The organism is Streptomyces sp. Pv4-95 (genome assembly GCF_045782725.1).
GTDB lineage: Bacteria > Actinomycetota > Actinomycetes > Streptomycetales > Streptomycetaceae > Streptomyces.
This window is the reverse complement of the sequence record NZ_CP127172.1, coordinates 207,471-224,658: the sequence shown is the minus strand read 5'-3', so window position 1 is coordinate 224,658 and position 17,188 is coordinate 207,471. Positions and strand designations below refer to the sequence as shown.

Annotated in this window: 11 protein-coding genes and 1 pseudogene; 3 read left to right on the top strand and 9 right to left on the bottom strand. The window is 67.7% G+C overall.

From position 1 onward, the window contains the following. Positions 1–14: 14 nt before the first annotated feature. The 5 genes from QOM21_RS01020 to QOM21_RS01000 form a co-directional block, all read right to left on the bottom strand. Entirely contained in the window at positions 15–2,108 is a 2,094-nt protein-coding gene (locus tag QOM21_RS01020) for a bifunctional polysaccharide deacetylase/glycosyltransferase family 2 protein (protein WP_407555538.1), read from the bottom strand. 1,237 nt (positions 2,109–3,345) lie between these two features. Continuing rightward, the gene (locus QOM21_RS01015) at positions 3,346–7,125 is read right to left on the bottom strand and encodes a DUF4231 domain-containing protein (RefSeq protein ID WP_407547581.1); all 3,780 of its coding nucleotides are present in this window, start codon (positions 7,123–7,125) and stop codon (positions 3,346–3,348) included. A gap of 531 nt (positions 7,126–7,656) precedes the next feature. After that, a complete protein-coding gene (locus tag QOM21_RS01010) occupies positions 7,657–8,010 on the bottom strand; it encodes a hypothetical protein (protein ID WP_407547580.1) in 354 nt (117 codons plus the stop codon). Positions 8,011–8,095: 85 nt separating this feature from the next. Continuing rightward, positions 8,096–8,800, bottom strand: coding sequence for a maleylpyruvate isomerase family mycothiol-dependent enzyme (locus tag QOM21_RS01005; protein ID WP_407547579.1), 705 nt, complete (start codon positions 8,798–8,800; stop codon positions 8,096–8,098). 11 nt (positions 8,801–8,811) lie between these two features. Then, positions 8,812–9,321 (bottom strand): GNAT family N-acetyltransferase, encoded by a 510-nt coding sequence (locus QOM21_RS01000; protein WP_407555537.1) that lies wholly within the window; start codon positions 9,319–9,321, stop codon positions 8,812–8,814. Positions 9,322–9,674: 353 nt separating this feature from the next. Between QOM21_RS01000 and QOM21_RS00995 the strand changes: the two genes are divergently transcribed. Beyond that, positions 9,675–10,112, top strand: coding sequence for a VOC family protein (locus QOM21_RS00995; protein ID WP_407547578.1), 438 nt, complete (start codon positions 9,675–9,677; stop codon positions 10,110–10,112). Positions 10,113–10,590: 478 nt separating this feature from the next. Here the strand turns inward: QOM21_RS00995 and QOM21_RS00990 are convergent, their stop codons facing one another. From QOM21_RS00990 to QOM21_RS00980, 3 genes and pseudogenes are all read right to left on the bottom strand, one after another. Continuing rightward, positions 10,591–11,739, bottom strand: coding sequence for a DUF475 domain-containing protein (locus tag QOM21_RS00990; RefSeq protein ID WP_407547577.1), 1,149 nt, complete (start codon positions 11,737–11,739; stop codon positions 10,591–10,593). A gap of 48 nt (positions 11,740–11,787) precedes the next feature. Continuing rightward, positions 11,788–12,018, bottom strand: a pseudogene (locus QOM21_RS00985) (TerD family protein); the annotation flags it as partial. A 156-nt stretch (positions 12,019–12,174) separates the two neighbouring features. Beyond that, a complete protein-coding gene (locus tag QOM21_RS00980; protein WP_407547576.1) occupies positions 12,175–13,017 on the bottom strand; it encodes a class I SAM-dependent methyltransferase in 843 nt (280 codons plus the stop codon). Positions 13,018–13,533: 516 nt separating this feature from the next. Between QOM21_RS00980 and QOM21_RS00975 the strand changes: the two genes are divergently transcribed. Together QOM21_RS00975 and QOM21_RS00970 are read left to right on the top strand one after the other, a co-directional pair. After that, on the top strand, positions 13,534–15,027 hold the full coding sequence (locus QOM21_RS00975) for an APC family permease (protein WP_407547575.1): 1,494 nt from the start codon (positions 13,534–13,536) through the stop codon (positions 15,025–15,027). Between the two features lies 1 nt (position 15,028). Next, entirely contained in the window at positions 15,029–15,454 is a 426-nt protein-coding gene (locus QOM21_RS00970) for a universal stress protein (protein WP_407547574.1), read from the top strand. 158 nt (positions 15,455–15,612) lie between these two features. Here QOM21_RS00970 and QOM21_RS00965 read toward each other — a convergent pair whose 3' ends face one another. Beyond that, positions 15,613–16,836 carry a saccharopine dehydrogenase family protein gene (locus QOM21_RS00965; protein WP_407547573.1) on the bottom strand — a complete coding sequence of 408 codons (1,224 nt, stop codon included), beginning with the start codon at positions 16,834–16,836 and terminating at the stop codon, positions 15,613–15,615. Between the last annotated feature and the right edge of the window lie 352 nt (positions 16,837–17,188).

The window sequence follows — 17,188 nt, the reverse complement described above, 5'->3', positions numbered from 1 at the left end:
CCAGCTCTCCTCGGTCATTTCGGTGCCAGGGTGGTCGGGTAGGCGACGGGCTCCTTGAGCAGATGCTCGTCGGCCGTGCCGGAACGCTGCATGCGGTGCCACTTCAGCCGGGTGCCGAGCAGCGCGGTGAACACGGAATGGATCACCACGAGATACAGCAGCTGCCGATAGACGAACAGCTGGAGGGGAAGCACCCACAGGGCCCGCAGCTTTTCGTGGTCCAGCCGCAACGCGTATCCGGCGATGAGCAGTTGCACGGCGAGAAAGCCGAGCCAGACCCCGACCGCCTGAACGGTGTCGCCGAAGCACACGCCGTACAGGGCGAAGACATCGACCACCGGCGCGAACAGCGGCAGCACGACCTGGAACAGCACGAGATAGGTGAGGCCGCGGCGGCCGAACCGTCCGGCTGGACCCGCCTCCACCAGGGCGTGCCGATGCTTCCACATGGACTGCAGCGTTCCGTAGCACCAGCGGTAGCGCTGTGCCCACAACTGGCTCAGCGTGCTGGGCACTTCGGTCCAGGCGATGGCGGTCTCCTCGTAGACCACGTGATGGCCCAGCCGCCACAGCGCCATCGTGAGATCGGTGTCCTCGGCGAGCGTGTCGCCGCTGATACCGCCGATGGCTATCAGCGCGTCCCGGCGGAAGGCGCCGATCGCCCCGGGGACCGTGGGCATGCACTCCAGCACTTCGTACATCCGCCGGTCCAGATTGAACCCCAGAACATATTCCAGGTGTTGCCATCTGCCCAGCAGCCGCCGCCGGTTGCCGACCTTGGTGTTCCCGCTCACCGCGCCCACCACGGGATCGGCCAGCGGCTGGATCAGCCTGTAGAGGGCTTCGGGCTCGAACACGGTGTCCGCGTCGATCATGACGATGATCTCGTGACGCGCGTAGCTCAGACCGGTGGTGAGCGCCCCGGGCTTACCGGAGTTGGGCTGCCGCACCACCGTCACCCGTGGGTCGCGGATGCTCAGGGCGATATCCGCGGTCCGGTCCGTCGAGCCGTCGTCGATGACGACGATCTGCAGATCCGTGTGTGTGGACGCGAGCAGTGAGTGCAGCGTGGACGCGATGCCCGCCTCTTCGTTGTGCGCGGGCACCAGCACCGTCACCGGCTCGTTCACCTCGCCCAGGACGGGCACATCGGCACGGTATCCACGCCGGCGCCGTACCTGGACGCGGGCGAGGTGGGCGAGCAGCAGCAGCCGGAAGATGCCCAGCACTCCGGCGATGCCGAGCGCCCAGGTCATCGAACGCGCGAAGGCATGCCCGACGGACTGCATCCAGATCAGTGCCTGGCCCTGAATGTGTTCGATGAAGGAGGCCGGTGTGACGAGCGTGGGGCGCCCGAGTCCTTCGGTGACGGTGGTGAACCGCCCCACGTCCGGGTTGCGGAGCAGCCTTTTCGTCTCGGCGTAACCCAGTGCGGTATTGCTGAACTGCCGCACCACACCCTCTGGTGGCTTACGGGAGCGCGGGGTCGCCGCGACCAGGACGTAGCCCTCGTCGGTGGCGCGCCGGGCTGCCGTCCACTCGGGTCCGCACATGGTGTCGGCGGTGGTGGTGTGCGGCAGGCGCAGCAATCCGGTATTGACCTTCCCGGAGCCGGCCAGGGCGATCTGAGTGAGTGTCAACTCAAGTCGTCGGCGAACGGGCGAGGCGGTGCCGAGGTCGCCACCGGTATAGGTGTACGAGCCGATCTCGTGCCCCTCTTCGTGGATCCGCCGTACCAGGTCGGGATGCCGGGCCGCCTGGTTTCCGTAGAGGAAGAAGGTGGCGTGTGCATGCTGCGCGCGCAGCAGGTCGAGCAGGCGGGGCGTCCACTGGGGGTCGGGCCCGCCGTCGAAGGTGAGCGCCACGGTATGCAGCGGCATGGCCGCCGTCTCGGCGCCGCGCGAGGTGACGCGCAGCACCGGGTCTCCCTTGTCCGCGGACTGCGGAATCGGTTTGGTACACGCGCGTTTGGTGCGCGCGCCGTCGACCTCGTGAGTGGTCCAGCCCTCGAAGAGCAGCGACGCGGCGACTATGGGGAGGATGAGTATCAACAGTAACCAGTGCCAGCGCGGAGGGCGGCGCCTTGCGTGCCGCCCCTGTCCTGCCATCGCCACGATGGCCCCTTTCTGTCCAGGAGACATGCCAACGGGCGAGGCGTGCGTCCGCGCGCCCGCGCCATTGCGGCACGCGCGGACGACCACGCCTCGGTGGTGCGGGAAGGTCACACCTCGTGGGTGGAACTCACCGGTTGGCGTTTCTCACAGGGACAGCGCTGGGGATGGACGTGGGGGCATCATCAGGGGCAGTGGAACTGCCGGTGGACGGCCGCGATGTGGGGTCGCGGTGAGGAAGTGCAGGCCCGGGTTCATCGCCGCCGGCGGGCGAAGCGCCCGCCGGCTGACCGGACTCGTCGCCAGCGGTGTGCGTCGGAAGCGGATCAGCCTTTCCCGGTGCCGGATTTCCGACCGGCTCCAGGAGGCTGCCGAACACCGCGGCAAGGACCACCAAGTATCCGGCGCATATGCATCCCAGGGTCAATGCGGCACGACCCAGGAGCCTTCTGCGCCGACCTGAGTGATCGACAAATACGGGACGAATCTCTTGCTTACCGAGGCGACTGCTGTGGGGGGTAGCGGTTCGCATGGGGGGTGAGTGTAGCTATTCCTCGCGAAGGAGAATAGACAAGATCAGCAACGCGTTCCCGGCCCGCCGAACGGACAAAGCACGCAGGATGCGACAAGACCCCTGGCTCCGAATTATGTTCGCTGCTCGACATAATTATTCACGCACCCGCGCAACGCCGCGCCGGTACGGGCCCGAGCCCCCTCCTCGTCGGGTCGCCGAGCGCGGTGCCGCCCGTTGCTACTGTGAAGTAACTCACAACGTGTGTAGGTCAGTCGTGGCTCACCGATCATCGGCCCACGGCGGGGGAGGGTTGACGTTCCATCACGCACCGCCGCCGCAAACCCGCTTTCCCATCACTCCCCGCCCCACCCCTTGATCCCCACTCCCTGATCTCCTCGACACAACTCCGAAACCCTCGCGACATGCGAGCGCCACAGGACTCCCGGGATTTCACCACCGAAATCCTCACCGGCTCAACAAAACTCCAACCCGCCCGCCTCACCCGGTCCCATGCGCTTAATATCCACGAAATCTGCACCGCCGCCTCCCGTTCCGGGAAACCCGTCCAGCGGGCCGAAATTCACCCTCCACAAGAAGGACAATTCCCCCGTGCGGGAACCGCCCCTGGCGGTGGAACCTCACTCCGCCCCGGCCGGCACTCGGGGGGCAGGCGGCAGCACGAGGGGTGATGCCCCTTGGGGCCGGGGTGCTGGTGAGGCGTCAGCGGCACAGGTCTTGATAGGCGAGACCCGGTGCGTGCTGTCGCCACTGCTCGCGGTCCAGGCCGCCGCCGGCCACCTGGCAGGCCAGGCGCTTCGGGTCGTGGGCGGCGGCAGGCAGCGCATTGAGGTTCCATAGGCGCAGCGTGCCGTCGCCGCCGCCCGTCAGCAGCGTTCGGCCGTCGGGGGTGAACGCCACGTCGTCGACGCTCTCGTCAAGCGGTGGCGTTTCGCCGGCCACGTGGGGATGTTCCAGATCGCCGAGGTCCCACAGCACCGCCGTTCCCTGGTTGTCCGCCATGGCCAGCAGGTCGCCGTCGGGGTGAAAGGCCACCTGTCCCGCACCGTTGGGCTCGTCGGGGAGCCTGATGGGCTCGGACAGGGACGTGCCGTTGATCCGGTAGACACTGGGGCCCTCGGCGAGCAGCTTCCGTTTCGTGCTGAACGCCGTGTCCTGCCGGAGCACCGCCACCGGGTCCCACTTGAGGTGACGGGGCCGGTTCGGGTCGCTCATGTCGTACAGGCCGCTGCCCGCGCCTGGTAGGGCGAGCAGCCTGCCGTCGGGGCCGAACGACGCCACGCTCGCGTGGGTGAAGCTCTTGAGGGCGTACGAGCGGGTCTCCACGGGCCGTTCGCCCTTGAGGTTCCACAGTGTTGCCCAGCCCTCGATACCCCCGATGAACCTGGGCTGGTTGCCGGAGGCGACCAGCAGCGGGGCACGCGGGCTGAAGGCGAGCGAGGCCACCGGGCCCCGCGTGCGCAGGGTGGCGGTCCTGCGGGGGTGGCGCCGGTCCGACGCGTCCCACAGGATGACTCGGCTCGCGCCGTCGTCTCCTGCCAGGTAGCGGCCGTCCGCCGAGAACGCCACGTCCGTAATGGACTCGGAGAAGCCGCGCAGAGCGGAGAGCCGGCGGGGCCGGTCGGGGTCGGTGATATCCCACAGCACCACGGCACGCGTGCCCGCGGTTGCCGCCGTCCTTCCATCCGCGGAGATCGCCACCGCGGCCACGGCAACCGGGTCCGCGGTCACACGGGCGCGTTGCCGAGGGCCGGGCTCCGAGTCCGTGCGCCAGGTGGCGACCGCATCGCTGCGGTCGACCTCGCGGATGGACCGTCCGTCAGGTGTGAAGGCGATGTCCTCGCCCGCGCGCAACTCGGCGTCGAGCAGAGGTCCCCGGGAATGCGGCTTGTCGGGTTGCGACAGGTCCCAGCGCACCGCCCTGCCGCTGTAGTCGACGGTGACCGCCGCCTTGCCGTCATGCCGGAAGGCGGCGTCGGCCACGGCGTCCCGGTTGCCCCGGAGTCTGCTGAGCAGTTGCGGTGCGCGGGACGGGCGGATGCGCCAGACATAGGCGGTCCGGCCGTGGCTGCTGATCAAGGTGCCGCCGTCGGAGCTGAAGGCGAGGGTGCTGCCCCACGCGTCGTCGCGCCCCAGGCGGCGCGGACGGGCCGGGTCGGAGGTGTCCCAAGCGGTCATCCCGCTGCTGTGCTCAATGGTGGTCTTCCCCGAGTCGGCCACGTCGAGACCGACCTTGCTGGTGGCGCTCACGACGGTCTTGCCGTCGGGACTCATCCGGATGTGCTGGGCGTCGTAGAGCCCGGTCAGCGAACCGAGGCGGCGGGGCCGGTCCGGGTCTGCGACGTTCCACAGGTCCATCCGGCCGGTGCTGCCCTTGCCTGCGCGCACGGTGGCCAGCGTTCGGTCGCCGTCGCCGAATCCGCCGCCGTCCAGGGCCGTCGCGCCGGGCAGTTGCGGTAGTCGCCGCGGCTTGCCGGGCTTGGCGATGTACCACAGGGCGTGGCCTTTGGTGGCTGCCACGAAAAGGGTGCGTCCGTCTCGGCTGAAGGAGATGTCTTCGACATCACCGTGCGGCGCGGGCAGGCGCTGGAGCAGTCGGCGCCGACCGGGCTGGGAGACGTCCCAGAGTTTGAGTGTGCCCTCGCCTGCGGTGGCCAGGAGACCGGCGTCGTCCGAGAGCCGCCTGGTGAACGAGCCGACATCATCCGGCCCGTGGGATGTGCCCGCGTACGGTGTGCGCCGCAGTACCTCGACCAGGGCGGCGCGGGTTTCCGTGGTGGGGCGCACGCTGTACGCGGTCAGCCCGAGGCGGACGGCGGTCCGCGGGTCATCCGTCAGGCGATTCTCCGATTCGGTGAGCAGCGCGCGGACGATGGCCACCCGCCGTTGCCCATCTGCCTCTTTGCGCTGACGCTCCGCCTCGTCGCCACGCACCTGAGCCATCACGCCGAACACGAGCGAGGCCACGAGGAAGAAGGCCATGCTCCAGGTCAGCCAGCGCCGCACGCCGACCGTTCTGGCGTGCTGGCGCACCTCCTCGCTGTCGAGTTCGTCCTTGCTCACTCCGTGCAGGGCCGCAGCCAGGGTGCCGATGTCCCTGCGGAACCGGGCGTGGCTCAGGGACAGCTCGTTCTCCCTGCTGACCCAGGTCAGGTCGACCCACAGAGGTTCGGCCGCAAACCATCCGAACACCTCGGGCGGCAGGGCGGTGGTGCGTGTCCGGTCGAAGTCCCGCGCGTTGTGGTCCCAGTGGATCGCGCCATCGGTGAGCAGGATGAAAAAGCTGGCCGGCTCGCGATGCTGCCTCCAGTGAGCGATCTCCTTGCCCACCCAGGGGGAGCGGGCGGCCTGCGGAGAGGCGAGCAGGACGAGATGGCGGCTCGTGTCGAGCTTGGACTCGATGGTCGCCCACAGGTCGGGTCCGGCTTCCAAGGACGCCTGGTCGCGGAAGACCCGCAGGGCGCGCGGGCGGTTCCAGGGCCTGGCCAGGCGGCTGAGCGCCCGGTGCACGGCCGGCGCCATTTCGGCGTCGGCCCCGTGACTGTAGGAGAGGAAGACGTCGTAGAAGTGGGGGGTCGCGGTGCTTCTCGAGGGCATCGGCTGCCTCACATGTGGGAAGCGCGCCACAGGGGTGTGCTCACGCGAGACGGTGTCCTCCGCGTTCGCCACGAAGGTGGCCCATTCCGCTTCGGTGACCGGTCGTTGGGCGCGGAAGGCGATCGTCGCCAACTCGTGCCGGGTGACGGCGTACGCGGTGGCGAGGGACTTGTGCTGCTTGGTCTGCACCCAGGCAGTACCTCCCGCGGCGACGGCCGCGCAGACGCCGAGGAGGTCCACGTCGATGACCCCCACCACCTTCGAGACGCCTGCGCAGACACCGAGCAGCTCCAGAATCGTGAGGCCGAGCGCCCAGATGGTGCTTCTGCGTTCGTTCCAGCGCGACTTGGTGGCGTACCACTCACGCTGGCCCTCGACGCGCTCCTGCAGGTAGATCGCCCGGCGTTCGTCCAGGGACAGCCGGCGTACGCGCGTCATCTCGGCGGTGACCTGTTCCGGGGTGCCCTCGTCGGGGACGAGCCAGGCGGCCTGGACATCGGTCTCGATCTCGGTGAACCGGGTCAGCAGCAGCTCGGCGGCGGTTTCGGTCGAGGTCTCCTCGCGGCCCATCGGGCTGCCGCCGACCATGTAGCGCCAGGTGAGCGTCTTCGCCGACTCGGCGACCGCACGCCCCTCGTACCAGATGCGGTCCGGACGTTCCTTGAGCAGGTACACCTCGGTGACCACAGCCGTACAGAACGCCACCACCGACGCGGCGGCGAACACGTCCGCACCATTGACCTGCCAGCTGAACACGCCCAGAGCGGCCGAGGCGATCAGCGCGCCCAGCTGGCACTTGGTCGCCAGCAGATAACGGCGCTGAGCTGTCAGGGAGTTGACGTCGGCCGCTCTGAAGAGCGCTGGAAGGTCCCCGTGTGCAAACATTGCCCCCGCTCGATGGTCCCCTCCCCGCACGACTACCGAGCCACATGATCGAAGAAGGCCATCCGGGTGTACGTCGAAGTCCGTTGAAAACAGCGTGACTTCGGCCATGTCGCGGCAGGGGTACATGTGCTCCGGGGCTGCGATCTGCGAGCACAAGCCGGCTGGTTGATGACGCCTCTCACCCAGCCGGCTTCCTCGGGCCTGCAGATGCCCCGCCGCCTCGCTTGAAGGAACCGCGACGTACATCCCAACCGGCGCACATCGCTTACCGCGGGTAGAGCGAGAACACCTTGCTGCGGACAGATAGGGAAGTGATTGTGGTGCCGTCATGGCCAGGAGACTGTCGAGCGCGACATGCATGCCGTCCACGCAGGTGTGGTTGTACTGCGCTGACGCCTCGCATTCAGCACTTCTACGCCGCATCCGATCACGACGACGCGAGCGCATGGAGAGCGTGGCGGTTTGAGGCACACGTGAGCCGTGAACGCGGGCAGCCGGCCGAGGGCCGGGACCGCCCTCTGGCCGGGCGTGTCAGCTGGGCTTCCTGCGCGTTGTTTCGGCGAAAGCCAGCTCTTGCAGGGCGAGTCGTTGGGTTTCGTATTGACCTTCGGTCGTGGCTTCCACGTCGAACCCGTGCGCGACCTGCGGTGGGTATCCGATGAGTTCGAGGGCCCGGCTGGGCAGCGCCTGTTGGGACGCCTCCTCCGACTCCCACAACAGAACGGCTCCCCACCGGTTGGTGTCCGGATCGGAGAGCCACATCTTGAAGCGAAGTCCGGGCACCTCGGAGAACGCGGCGACGGATTCCTCACGCAGGTACTCACGCAGGGACTCGATGGTCTGTCCGGAGGCGGACAGGTCCCACCAGACGATGTCGGAACGCATGGCATTCGTTCCTTCGTTTTCGAGAGAGGAGTCTCGCTTCGTCCGGCTGCCCGGCACCGGTTCCGGCGCGACCGCAGTCAATTCGTCATGCCGGGCGCTGTGGAGGGTGGGGCGGCCAGGGCCCGAGAGCCGGCAGCTGCTCCGTCGCCACGGGCGAGACCGTGGGCGTACGTCCGGCCAGCCAGGCCGCCAGGTCGCGCACGGCTCCGGTGACCGCCGCGCCGGGCGGCCCGCCGCCAACGGACCACTGGCGGCCCCCGTCCTCAGCACGGATGAGCGTTCCTGCCGGAAGTCGGACGAGGAGGAAGTCGATGGCGTGTGCGGCCAAGTCCTCGGGCCAATCGTCCGATCGCACGCCAAGATCCAGGTCGACCATGTGGATCCATGCCTCGCGCCGGCGTGCGAAGACGGTGGCGGCGAGGTCTGCGTTGCGGAAGGTGACGGGCCGGTTCCAGTCCACCTCGCCGGCGCGTTCCCAGGCTGCCTCCAGCCCGGCCGTGTGCGCGGCGAGTTGCGCGCGGTGCTCGGTGGCGCTGCGGCCCGCAGTGGCCTCGATGATCGCGTTGCGTTCGTCCATCCCGCCGTCGTAGCCCGCTACGAGCTCGCCGCGCAGGGCATGCTCCGCGAGGCGGGCGAACATTCTCGCGTTGTCGGTGAGATGGGCCAGGACATGGCCGCGTGACCAGCCGGGAAGGGCGGACACCTCCGCGACTTGCTGGTCGTTCAGTCCGGCCACGAGCCTTTCCAGGGTCCGGTGGGCTTCGAGCACTGCTGCGACAGGAGGTTGCATGGCCTTCCCTCCTACAGGGCAGGCGTCTGGTTGAGAGCTGTGGGGGCCTGGGCAGCGAGCTCCCCGAGGGGGGCACCGCTCAGCCGGCATACCGTCCACTCGTTCAGGAGCTCCACGCCGAGCGACTTGTAGAAGTCGATCGTCGGCTCGTTCCATGCCAGGACCAGCCACTCGAAGCGCTCGTAGCCGTTGCGTTGGCAGACCGCGGCCAGGGAGGCGAGCAGGGCCTTGCCGTGTCCTCCGCCTCGGGCCTGCGGCCGTACGTAGAGGTCCTCCAGGTGCATGCCGCGTGTGCCGGTCCAGGTCGAGAAGCGCGGGAACCACAGGGCGTAGCCCGTGGCCTGCCCCGTCTCGTCGTCCTCGGCGATCAGCGCGAACGCAGCGGGATGTTCTCCGAACAGTGCCTGGCGGAGCTGCTCCTCGGTCACCCGGACCTGCTCAACAGCCCGTTCGTACTCAGCAAGTTCGCGGATCATCGCACGGATCTCCACGACGTCGTCCACAGTGGCGGCCCGGATCATGCCGGCGATCATCGGCCACCGCTCCCAGCCGTGTCCATCCAATTCCGTGCCTTCTCAACGGCGCGAACCCGACGGTTGAGGCGCTCGTGGCCGGACCAGGGAGGCGTATGGCTACCGAGTCTTGGAAACTGTTGTGAGTGCGGCCTGGGCGACCTGCTGCACGGCTGTGGCGCAATGCCGACCCAGAAGTCCCAATCTTTCGGCTGACGGCCTCCGTCCTGACGTCGGGCGGACCAGGTGACAGCAGTTGCCCCGCTGTCCTGAACGTTGTGGGCAGCACGATGCTGCGATGCGACCTCGTGTGCGGCCTTGCCGGAAGCACCCGATCGGCCCGGCTCGCTAGCATGCAACGCATGGCCATCAAACTTGAGAACGTCGGCATCGCCGTCCGCGACCTCGAAGCAACGATCTCCTTTTTCACCGACCTCGGCCTCACGGTCCTCGGCCGTGACACGGTCAGTGGTGAGTGGACCGACACCGCCGTCGGCCTTGATGGCAATCACGCCAGGATTGCGATGCTCCAAACGCCGGACGGTCAGGGGCGCCTTGAGCTCTTCGAGTACATCCACCCCGAAGCGATCGAGTCGGAGCCCACTCTTCCCAACGAGATTGGCATGCATCGCGTCGCCTTCTCGGTCGACGACATCGACAAGGCCCTTGAGACAGCCGCAAAGCACGGGTGCCATCCGCTTCGCGGCGTGGCGACCTATGAGGACATCTACAAGCTCACGTACGTCCGCGGTCCCAGCGGCATCCTCGTGATGCTCGCCGAGGAGCTGAAGAAGAAGTGACGGCCGATCGGGCCAATCGGGTCGATTAGCCTCGCACTTATACAAGGCGGGCTGTCCCGACCAGCGGTCAGGAAGGCAGAAAGTACCCTCTGACCACTGAGAGTGAGGATTGCTGAGATCCTCGTTCCCGCCACCGTCGGCGGCATGAAAATGATCAGTCGTCGTGGTGGGCGCAGGGCGGGTGGGTCCGCTGCCTGCGAGTCCGCCGGTTTCTCCGTCCGGACGCTTCGTGCGAACGGCGCTCGTTCGTCGAGCAGATGCCGGGGGCGGCTCCGGGAATGCAGCCTGGGCCGAGCGTCTGCGTTCGACGTCGGCGGCGGTCGGTCTCGCGCTCGCCGACCAACCGGGGCAGCGGCAGCGCCCGGATGGCCGGTGTCTTCGGGGGCCGGTCAGCCGCAGCTCTGCGCTTCGGCTGACCGACGCATTGCCTCGAACCGGAGCCAACGCGCGGCCTTGAGGCCCGCGCCGGCGGCCCGGCTCAGACGCCGGAGGGGACTTCAGCCTTCTCGTTGGACGCCGTGTCCTCGCCCTCGGCCGCCGCCAGCCTGCGGTTGCGCTGGACCGAGGAGAAGAAGGACCAGGCGATCAGGATGACGCCCACGAGGCCGGTGATGACCTCGTGGATCTCGTACCGGATGGTGACGAGCAGGATCACGGCGAGGGCGCCGATCGCGTAGTGCGCGCCGTGCTCCAGGTAGACGAAGTCGTCGAGGGTGCCCTGGCGGACCAGGTAGACCGTGAGAGAGCGGACGTACATCGCGCCGATGCCGAGGCCGAGCGCCATCAGGACGATGTCGTTGGTGATCGCGAAGGCGCCGATGACGCCGTCGAAGGAGAAGGACGCGTCCAGGACCTCCAGGTAGAGGAACATGAAGAACGCGGCCTTGCCGGCCATCACGATCGCCGGGACCTTCTTGCCGCTCCTCTTGGCCTCTTCTTCGGCCTCGTGCTCGCGCTCCTCCTCTTCCTCGAGCTTGTTCTCGAAGTAGCCGGAGAGGCCGCCGACGATCAGGTAGGTGATCAAGCCGGCGATGCCGGCGATCAGGACGGTACCCGCCTTGTCCACATGGATGCCGCCGTGCTGGTGGGCATTGGTGGCGAAGGTCGTGGCGGAGACGAGCAGCACGATGAGCGCGATGCAGACGGAGAGCATGTCGACCTTGCCGAGCTTGGCGAGCGGACGCTCCAGCCAGCCGAGCCACTTGATGTCCCGGTCCTCGAAGATGAAGTCGAGGAAGATCATCAGCAGGAATATGCCACCGAAGGCGGCGATCGACGGGTGGGCGTCGGTCACCAGTTGCTGGTACTTGTCCTTGTCGTCGAGCGCGAGCTGCACCGCGTCGATCGGACCGATCTTGGCGCTGACGGCGACGATCACGACCGGGAAGACCAGGCGCATGCCGAAGACCGCGATCAGGACGCCGATGGTGAGAAAGATCTTCTGCCAGAAGGCGTTCATTTTCCTCAGGATCCCGGCGTTGACCACGGCGTTGTCGAAGGACACCGAGATCTCCAGGATGGACAGGATCGCCACGATCCCGAAGCCGGTCCACCCCCCGTAGAAGACCGCCGCGACCAGGCCGAGCGCGGTGACCGCGAATGACCAGCCGAACGTTTTCAGAAGCACTGGCTACCCCATCGTTTTGTACGGGGCTCCCCCGCGCCGTACCTGGCTTTACGAAACATTGACCTCGGAGTCTAGGGCGATACCTTGCAGCCCTGACAGGTACTCCGGGCCAACGGCGCGAAACCTTCACTTACCGCCGTGCCGGTAGACCACGCCGAAGACCATCGCCGTCTCCGTGGACGCGTCTTCGCTGAGGTCATAGCGGTCGAGACCCTGGACGTCGTCCTGGTTCACCACCCGGATGAACCCGTTGCGGACCTGGCCGAAAGTCTGCGGTCTTTTTGGTGGGGGAGCAGTTGGGGTGCGGGGTGTTGGGGTGTGTGCTGGGGTGCTCCGGCCGAGAGTGTTTTCCCTGGAGGGGCTACCGCTTGGGCGTGCGTGTCCTGCTCATGGTGTGACGCGCCGCGATGCGCTTACGGCAGGGGGATACGTGTCCTAGCTGGGTGCCGGGCCGCTTCGGCGCGCGGTGAGCAGGAGGTACTCCCAGTCCATCGCCCCGTCCTGGAGCGCGCTGCCCGCCAGTTCGTCGAGGGCCTGGTCCAGTGCAGCGGTCTTGTCCTGGTCGTCGGCGATGTTGCGGTAGACCGCGATCGTCGGTCCGTAGACGGCCTTGAAGAACTCGCGAAACTCCTCGGGCTCTGCAAAGGCGTCCACGCGGAGGGTCTGTCGGTGGGCTTCGACCCCGCTGACTCGGTCGCCCAATAGCGTACGGACGTGCTCCTCCCGGCCCCAAAGCGGCGGCGGTTGTGCCCCTGGCGGCGGAGGTGGTGCGTACTGCTTCATGGCGCCGAACATCCGCCCGATGAATCCCTCCGGGGTCCAGTTCACCAGACCGATCGTGCCCCCCGGTCGGCAGACCCGGAGTAGTTCGTCGGCGGTTTCCTGGTGGTGAGGGGCGAACATGACCCCGACACAGGACATGACCGTGTCGAACGAGCCGTCGGCGAAGGGCAGCGCCTCGGCGTCGGCCTCCTGCCAGCGCAGCTCGGCACCTCGCTCCTCGGCCTCCTGTCGCCCTACGTCCAGCAACTCGGGCGTGAGGTCGGAGGCGATCACATCGCCGCCGGCGAGGGCAGCCGGAATGGCGGAGTTTCCCGACCCGGCAGCGATGTCGAGCACCCCGTCGCCGCGTTTCACCCCAACGGCCTCCACGAGGACGGGGCCGAGGGCAGAGATGAGCCGTGAGACCACGGTCGGGTAGTCGCCGAGCGCCCACATCGTCCGGTGCTTCGCCTTGAGCGCACGGTCGGCCTCACGCGCGTCCGCCGAATCGGCCATGCATCCGCCTCCGTCTCCTGATGCTGCGTCACCGACTTTCTAGCAGGGGAATCCGGCCGGCAGTGGCCATCGACATCGGCGACACGCAGCTCCACATCTGAGAAGCGGCGTCGTATGGGAGGTGACGGTGCCTACGGGGCCCGGATGGACCAGAGTCGATGGGGGCCCTGGTGCTGCTCCAGCTCGTCGACAGGTGTGGTGCCGTGAATGCGCAATTCGGCTGGGCTTGGCATCGACCGCGGGAGCGTCCACGGGCCCTCGCTCGGCTGGGACACGTTCGGCCGCGTCCTTCTCTCCCGGCCTCCAGCGCTCCGGAGTTCCCGCAGTGAGCCGGCCGTGCTGGAGGTGCACCGCCGAGGGCCGCCCTCTCCGGCGCGCGGGAGCAGGGACTCCGCCGTCCGACCGTACGACCCTCGCCCCTCTCTTACCGGATATGACTGAGCGGGAATGGTCCAATGACGCAAAACCGGCATAGGGCGCGATTCCCTGGATCCACGCACGACGAAGCGAGGAAGCATGGCCGACGACACCGTTGACGCACCACCACCCCAAGGCCTGAAGGCCAATGCGATCAGCTTCCTCGACGCACTCGTCATCGGACTCAACGCCACCTCCCCGGCGTACTCGCTGGCCGCGGTCATCGGTCCGGTCGTGGCGCTCGTGGCGATCTACGCCCCAGGCGTGATGCTCGCTTCGTTCGTGCCGATGCTGCTGATCGCATCCGCGTTCTACTACCTCAACAGGGTCGACCAGGACTGCGGCACGACGTTCTCGTGGGTCACCCGGGCGATGGGCCCGTGGGCCGGCTGGCTCGGCGGCTGGGCCATCGCGATGACCGGGGTGCTCGTCGTCGGCTCGCTGGCCGATGTCGCCGTGAGCTTCGCGCTGCTCGCCTTCGGCCTCGACAGCTGGGTCGACAACGAGGTCGTGCGCCAGGTCCTCACGGTGGTGCTGATCCTTGTGATGACCGGCATGTGCGTCATCGGCACCGAGCTGTCGGCCAGAGTGCAGAACGTGCTGATCCTCCTTCAGGTCGTCTTCCTGCTCATCTTCGTGGTGGTGGCCCTCTACAAGGCCTATGCCGGAACGAGCGCATTCGACTCCATCGAGCCGAAGTTCGACTGGATGAACCCCTTCGGGGCCGGAGGCGCATCATTGACGAGCGGTCTTCTGCTGGGGGTGTTCATCTACTGGGGATGGGAGTCCGCGGTCAACCTCAACGAGGAGACCGAGAACTCCGCAAGCGCGCCCGGTAAGGCCGCGGTCTGGTCGACGATCGTGCTGCTGGTGACCTATCTGTCGGTCGCCTTCGCCGTCGTGGCCTATGCGGGCACGGCCTACCTCGCCGACAACGCCGACGAGGAGGAGTTCATCTTCGCTCTGCTCGCCGGCCAGGTGATGGGCGGATGGGACTGGATTGTGTTGCTGGCGGTGTCCACCTCCGCGCTCGCCTCCACCCAGACCACGATCATCCCCGCCTCACGCACCGCGCTGTCCATGGCCCGGCGCCACGCGCTGCCCACCCACTTCGCCCGCATCCACCCCCGGTTCCGTACCCCGGATGTGAGCACCTGGTGGGTGGCGGGCATCGCCATCGCCTGGTACCTGGTGATCCGCCAGATCAGCGAGAACGCCCTCTTCGACTCCCTCACCGCGCTGTCCCTGCTCATCGCCTTCTATTACGCGCTCACGGGGCTGGCCTGCGCGGTCTACTACCGCCGCCACCTCACGGAGAGCTTCCACAACTTCCTCCTCATCGGCGCCGGCCCGCTGATCGGCGCCGGGCTGCTGGCGTGGCTGCTCGTGGAGTCCATCGGCGACATGGCCGACCCGGCGAACTCCTACAGCGGAGTCTCCTGGTTCGGTCTCGGCCCGCCGCTGGTCATCGGTATCGCCATCTCCATCGTCGGTGTGGTGATCATGGTCGTGTGGCGGCTCATGTCCCCACCCTTCTGGTCGGAGCGCCCGAGTGTCGCCGACCCCGACCTCGTCCACGGCAAGGAGTCCTGAGATGTCCGTGATCCTCGGTTACGACCAGTCGCCGGGCGCGGCACGCGCGCTGCGCGTGGCGATCGAGGTGGCCGCCGCGTTCGGCGAACGCCTCGTGCTGGTCTTCGGCGCCGCCGCCCCGGGCGGCACGGGAGAGGAGTACCGGGCGCACCACGAGGCGATCCGCCAGGCAAGCCGCACGAGCCTCGACCAGGCGGCCGCGGCCGTCGACGAGGCGGGCGTGCCGAGCACCGTCGAGATCATCGACGAGAAGCCGGCCCAGGCGCTGCTCGACGCCGCGTCCCGCCACGACGGGCGGGTGATCGTGGTCGGCAGCTGGGGCGAGAGCCCCATCCGCGGCGCGCTCCTCGGCTCCACCCCGCACAAGCTTCTGCATCTGTCGACCGTCCCGGTGCTCTGTGTCCCGACAGCGGAGGAGGGCACCTGAAGGACATTCCCTTCCGTCGGGCCCCGGGGTCGGGCTGCAGTGACCGGCAGCCGTACGTGTGACCGGCAGTCATTCGTGCCCGTACGGGGGAGTGCTCTGGAATACGGCCTCACGGCCGCGCCGTGGTCGAGGAAGTGGGCGCATTGCCTGGGTGTATGTCAGCGCTCCTCGCGCATCTTCCACGGAGATCCGTACTCGGTGAGCAGGTCGAGGAACGGCCGGGGTGGTAGTGCCTCAGGTCCGAGGACGCCGCTGGCACGCCACGTGCCTCGGGCGATCAGTTCGAGGGCGATCACCGGGTTGATGGCTGTCTGCCAGACCACGGCCTGAGAGTTGTACTCGCGCATCGACCACTCGTTGTCGACGACGTGGTACAGGAACACCTCGCGCGCGGCCCCGTCCTTCGTCCCCTTGACCCAGGTGCCCGCGCAGGTCTTGCCTTTCATACGGTCGCCCAACGTGGCCGGGTCAGGGAGGCAAGCGGCAACCACGTCGCGCGGAGAGACCTCGACCAGCCTGTTCACCCCGGGGACGGTCACCCTCGTCGTGGAGTCGAGCCCCAGTTCGTGGAGTGTCTTGAGCTTGGCGATGAAGTCCTCGCCGAGTCCGTACTTGAACGTCACCCGGCGTGCATCCACCCAGCGGGGTACGAGCAACACCTCTTCGTGCTCGACGTTCACGCACTCCACTGAGCCGATGCCTTCGGGGAAGTCGAAGGTCTCCGGCTCGCTGAATGGCGCCGTGGTGTACCACCCGCGGTCCTTCTCGTAGATCACCGGCGGGTTGAGGCACTCCTCGATGGTTGTCCAGATATTGAAGGAGGGTGCGAAGTCGTAGCCCTCGACGGTGAGGTTCGCGCCGTCGCGCACACCGATCTCCTCGATCTCGTCGAAGAGTTCATCGGCCGCATACCGCGCGAAGATGTCTGACAGCCCCGGCTCCACGCCCATGCCGACCAGGGCGAGATGGCCGGAGCGTGCCCAGGCTTCGGCCTGGGCGAACTGCTCGTCGCCGAGCTTTACTCCGCACTGCTCGTAGGGTGCGGTGGTGTGCGGCTGGGACAGTGACATCGCCATGTCCAGGTAGTGCGTGCCCGCGGTGAGCGCGGCGTTGAACAGGGGCATCACGAATCGCGGGTCGGTCGCGTTCAGGAGTACGTCGCAGCGTTCGTCGATGAGGACTTGGCGTACCGCGTCCTCGTGCGAGGCGTCCAAGCGGCGTGAGCTGAACCGCCCTTTGTGCTGCTCCTGCGCGGCGACTGCCGCCTCGGCGCGCGTCAGGTCGTAGTCGGCAACGACCATGTGGGTGAGGAAGTCGCGGCGGGCCGCGATATGGGTGACGGCGGTTCCGACGCCGCCCGCACCAACGAGAAGTACGCGCATGTCACACACCATTCGTCGAGAGATCCCTCGCGGGGGAGTGCCCTGGCGGCGTTCGTAGCAACACTGGGCCGTTCATCTGGGGCAACGCCGTTGGTAGAAGGTTTGAGGGGGCTCGGTGTCTGAATTGCGCGAAGCGCCCGCAGGCCGCGGGTCAGGCCGACCCGAACACCGGCGCCAACTGCCGCCACATGCAGCCCGGAGTCGTCACGAACAAGATCGCCGTCAGCACTTCACGATCACGGCCCGCAACCGGCCGCCATCCTGCGGACGCATCGCCGCGCTGTCGACGGACGGAAGGCGGAGTGCGGTCGAAACCCGCAAAGCTCGTCAAGGGTGCCCGGCCTCCGTGGCC

Excerpts from the sequence above, each read along its gene's own strand:
- QOM21_RS01020 (WP_407555538.1), bottom strand. The coding sequence starts at position 2,108 with ATGGCAGGACAGGGGCGGCACGCAAGGCGCCGCCCTCCGCGCTGGCAC.
- QOM21_RS01015 (WP_407547581.1), bottom strand. The coding sequence starts at position 7,125 with ATGTTTGCACACGGGGACCTTCCAGCGCTCTTCAGAGCGGCCGACGTC.
- QOM21_RS01010 (WP_407547580.1), bottom strand. The coding sequence starts at position 8,010 with ATGCGTTCCGACATCGTCTGGTGGGACCTGTCCGCCTCCGGACAGACC.
- QOM21_RS01005 (WP_407547579.1), bottom strand. The coding sequence starts at position 8,800 with ATGCAACCTCCTGTCGCAGCAGTGCTCGAAGCCCACCGGACCCTGGAA.
- QOM21_RS01000 (WP_407555537.1), bottom strand. The coding sequence starts at position 9,321 with ATGATCCGGGCCGCCACTGTGGACGACGTCGTGGAGATCCGTGCGATG.
- QOM21_RS00995 (WP_407547578.1), top strand. The coding sequence starts at position 9,675 with ATGGCCATCAAACTTGAGAACGTCGGCATCGCCGTCCGCGACCTCGAA.
- QOM21_RS00980 (WP_407547576.1), bottom strand. The coding sequence starts at position 13,017 with ATGGCCGATTCGGCGGACGCGCGTGAGGCCGACCGTGCGCTCAAGGCG.
- QOM21_RS00975 (WP_407547575.1), top strand. The coding sequence starts at position 13,534 with ATGGCCGACGACACCGTTGACGCACCACCACCCCAAGGCCTGAAGGCC.
- QOM21_RS00970 (WP_407547574.1), top strand. The coding sequence starts at position 15,029 with ATGTCCGTGATCCTCGGTTACGACCAGTCGCCGGGCGCGGCACGCGCG.
- QOM21_RS00965 (WP_407547573.1), bottom strand. The coding sequence starts at position 16,836 with ATGCGCGTACTTCTCGTTGGTGCGGGCGGCGTCGGAACCGCCGTCACC.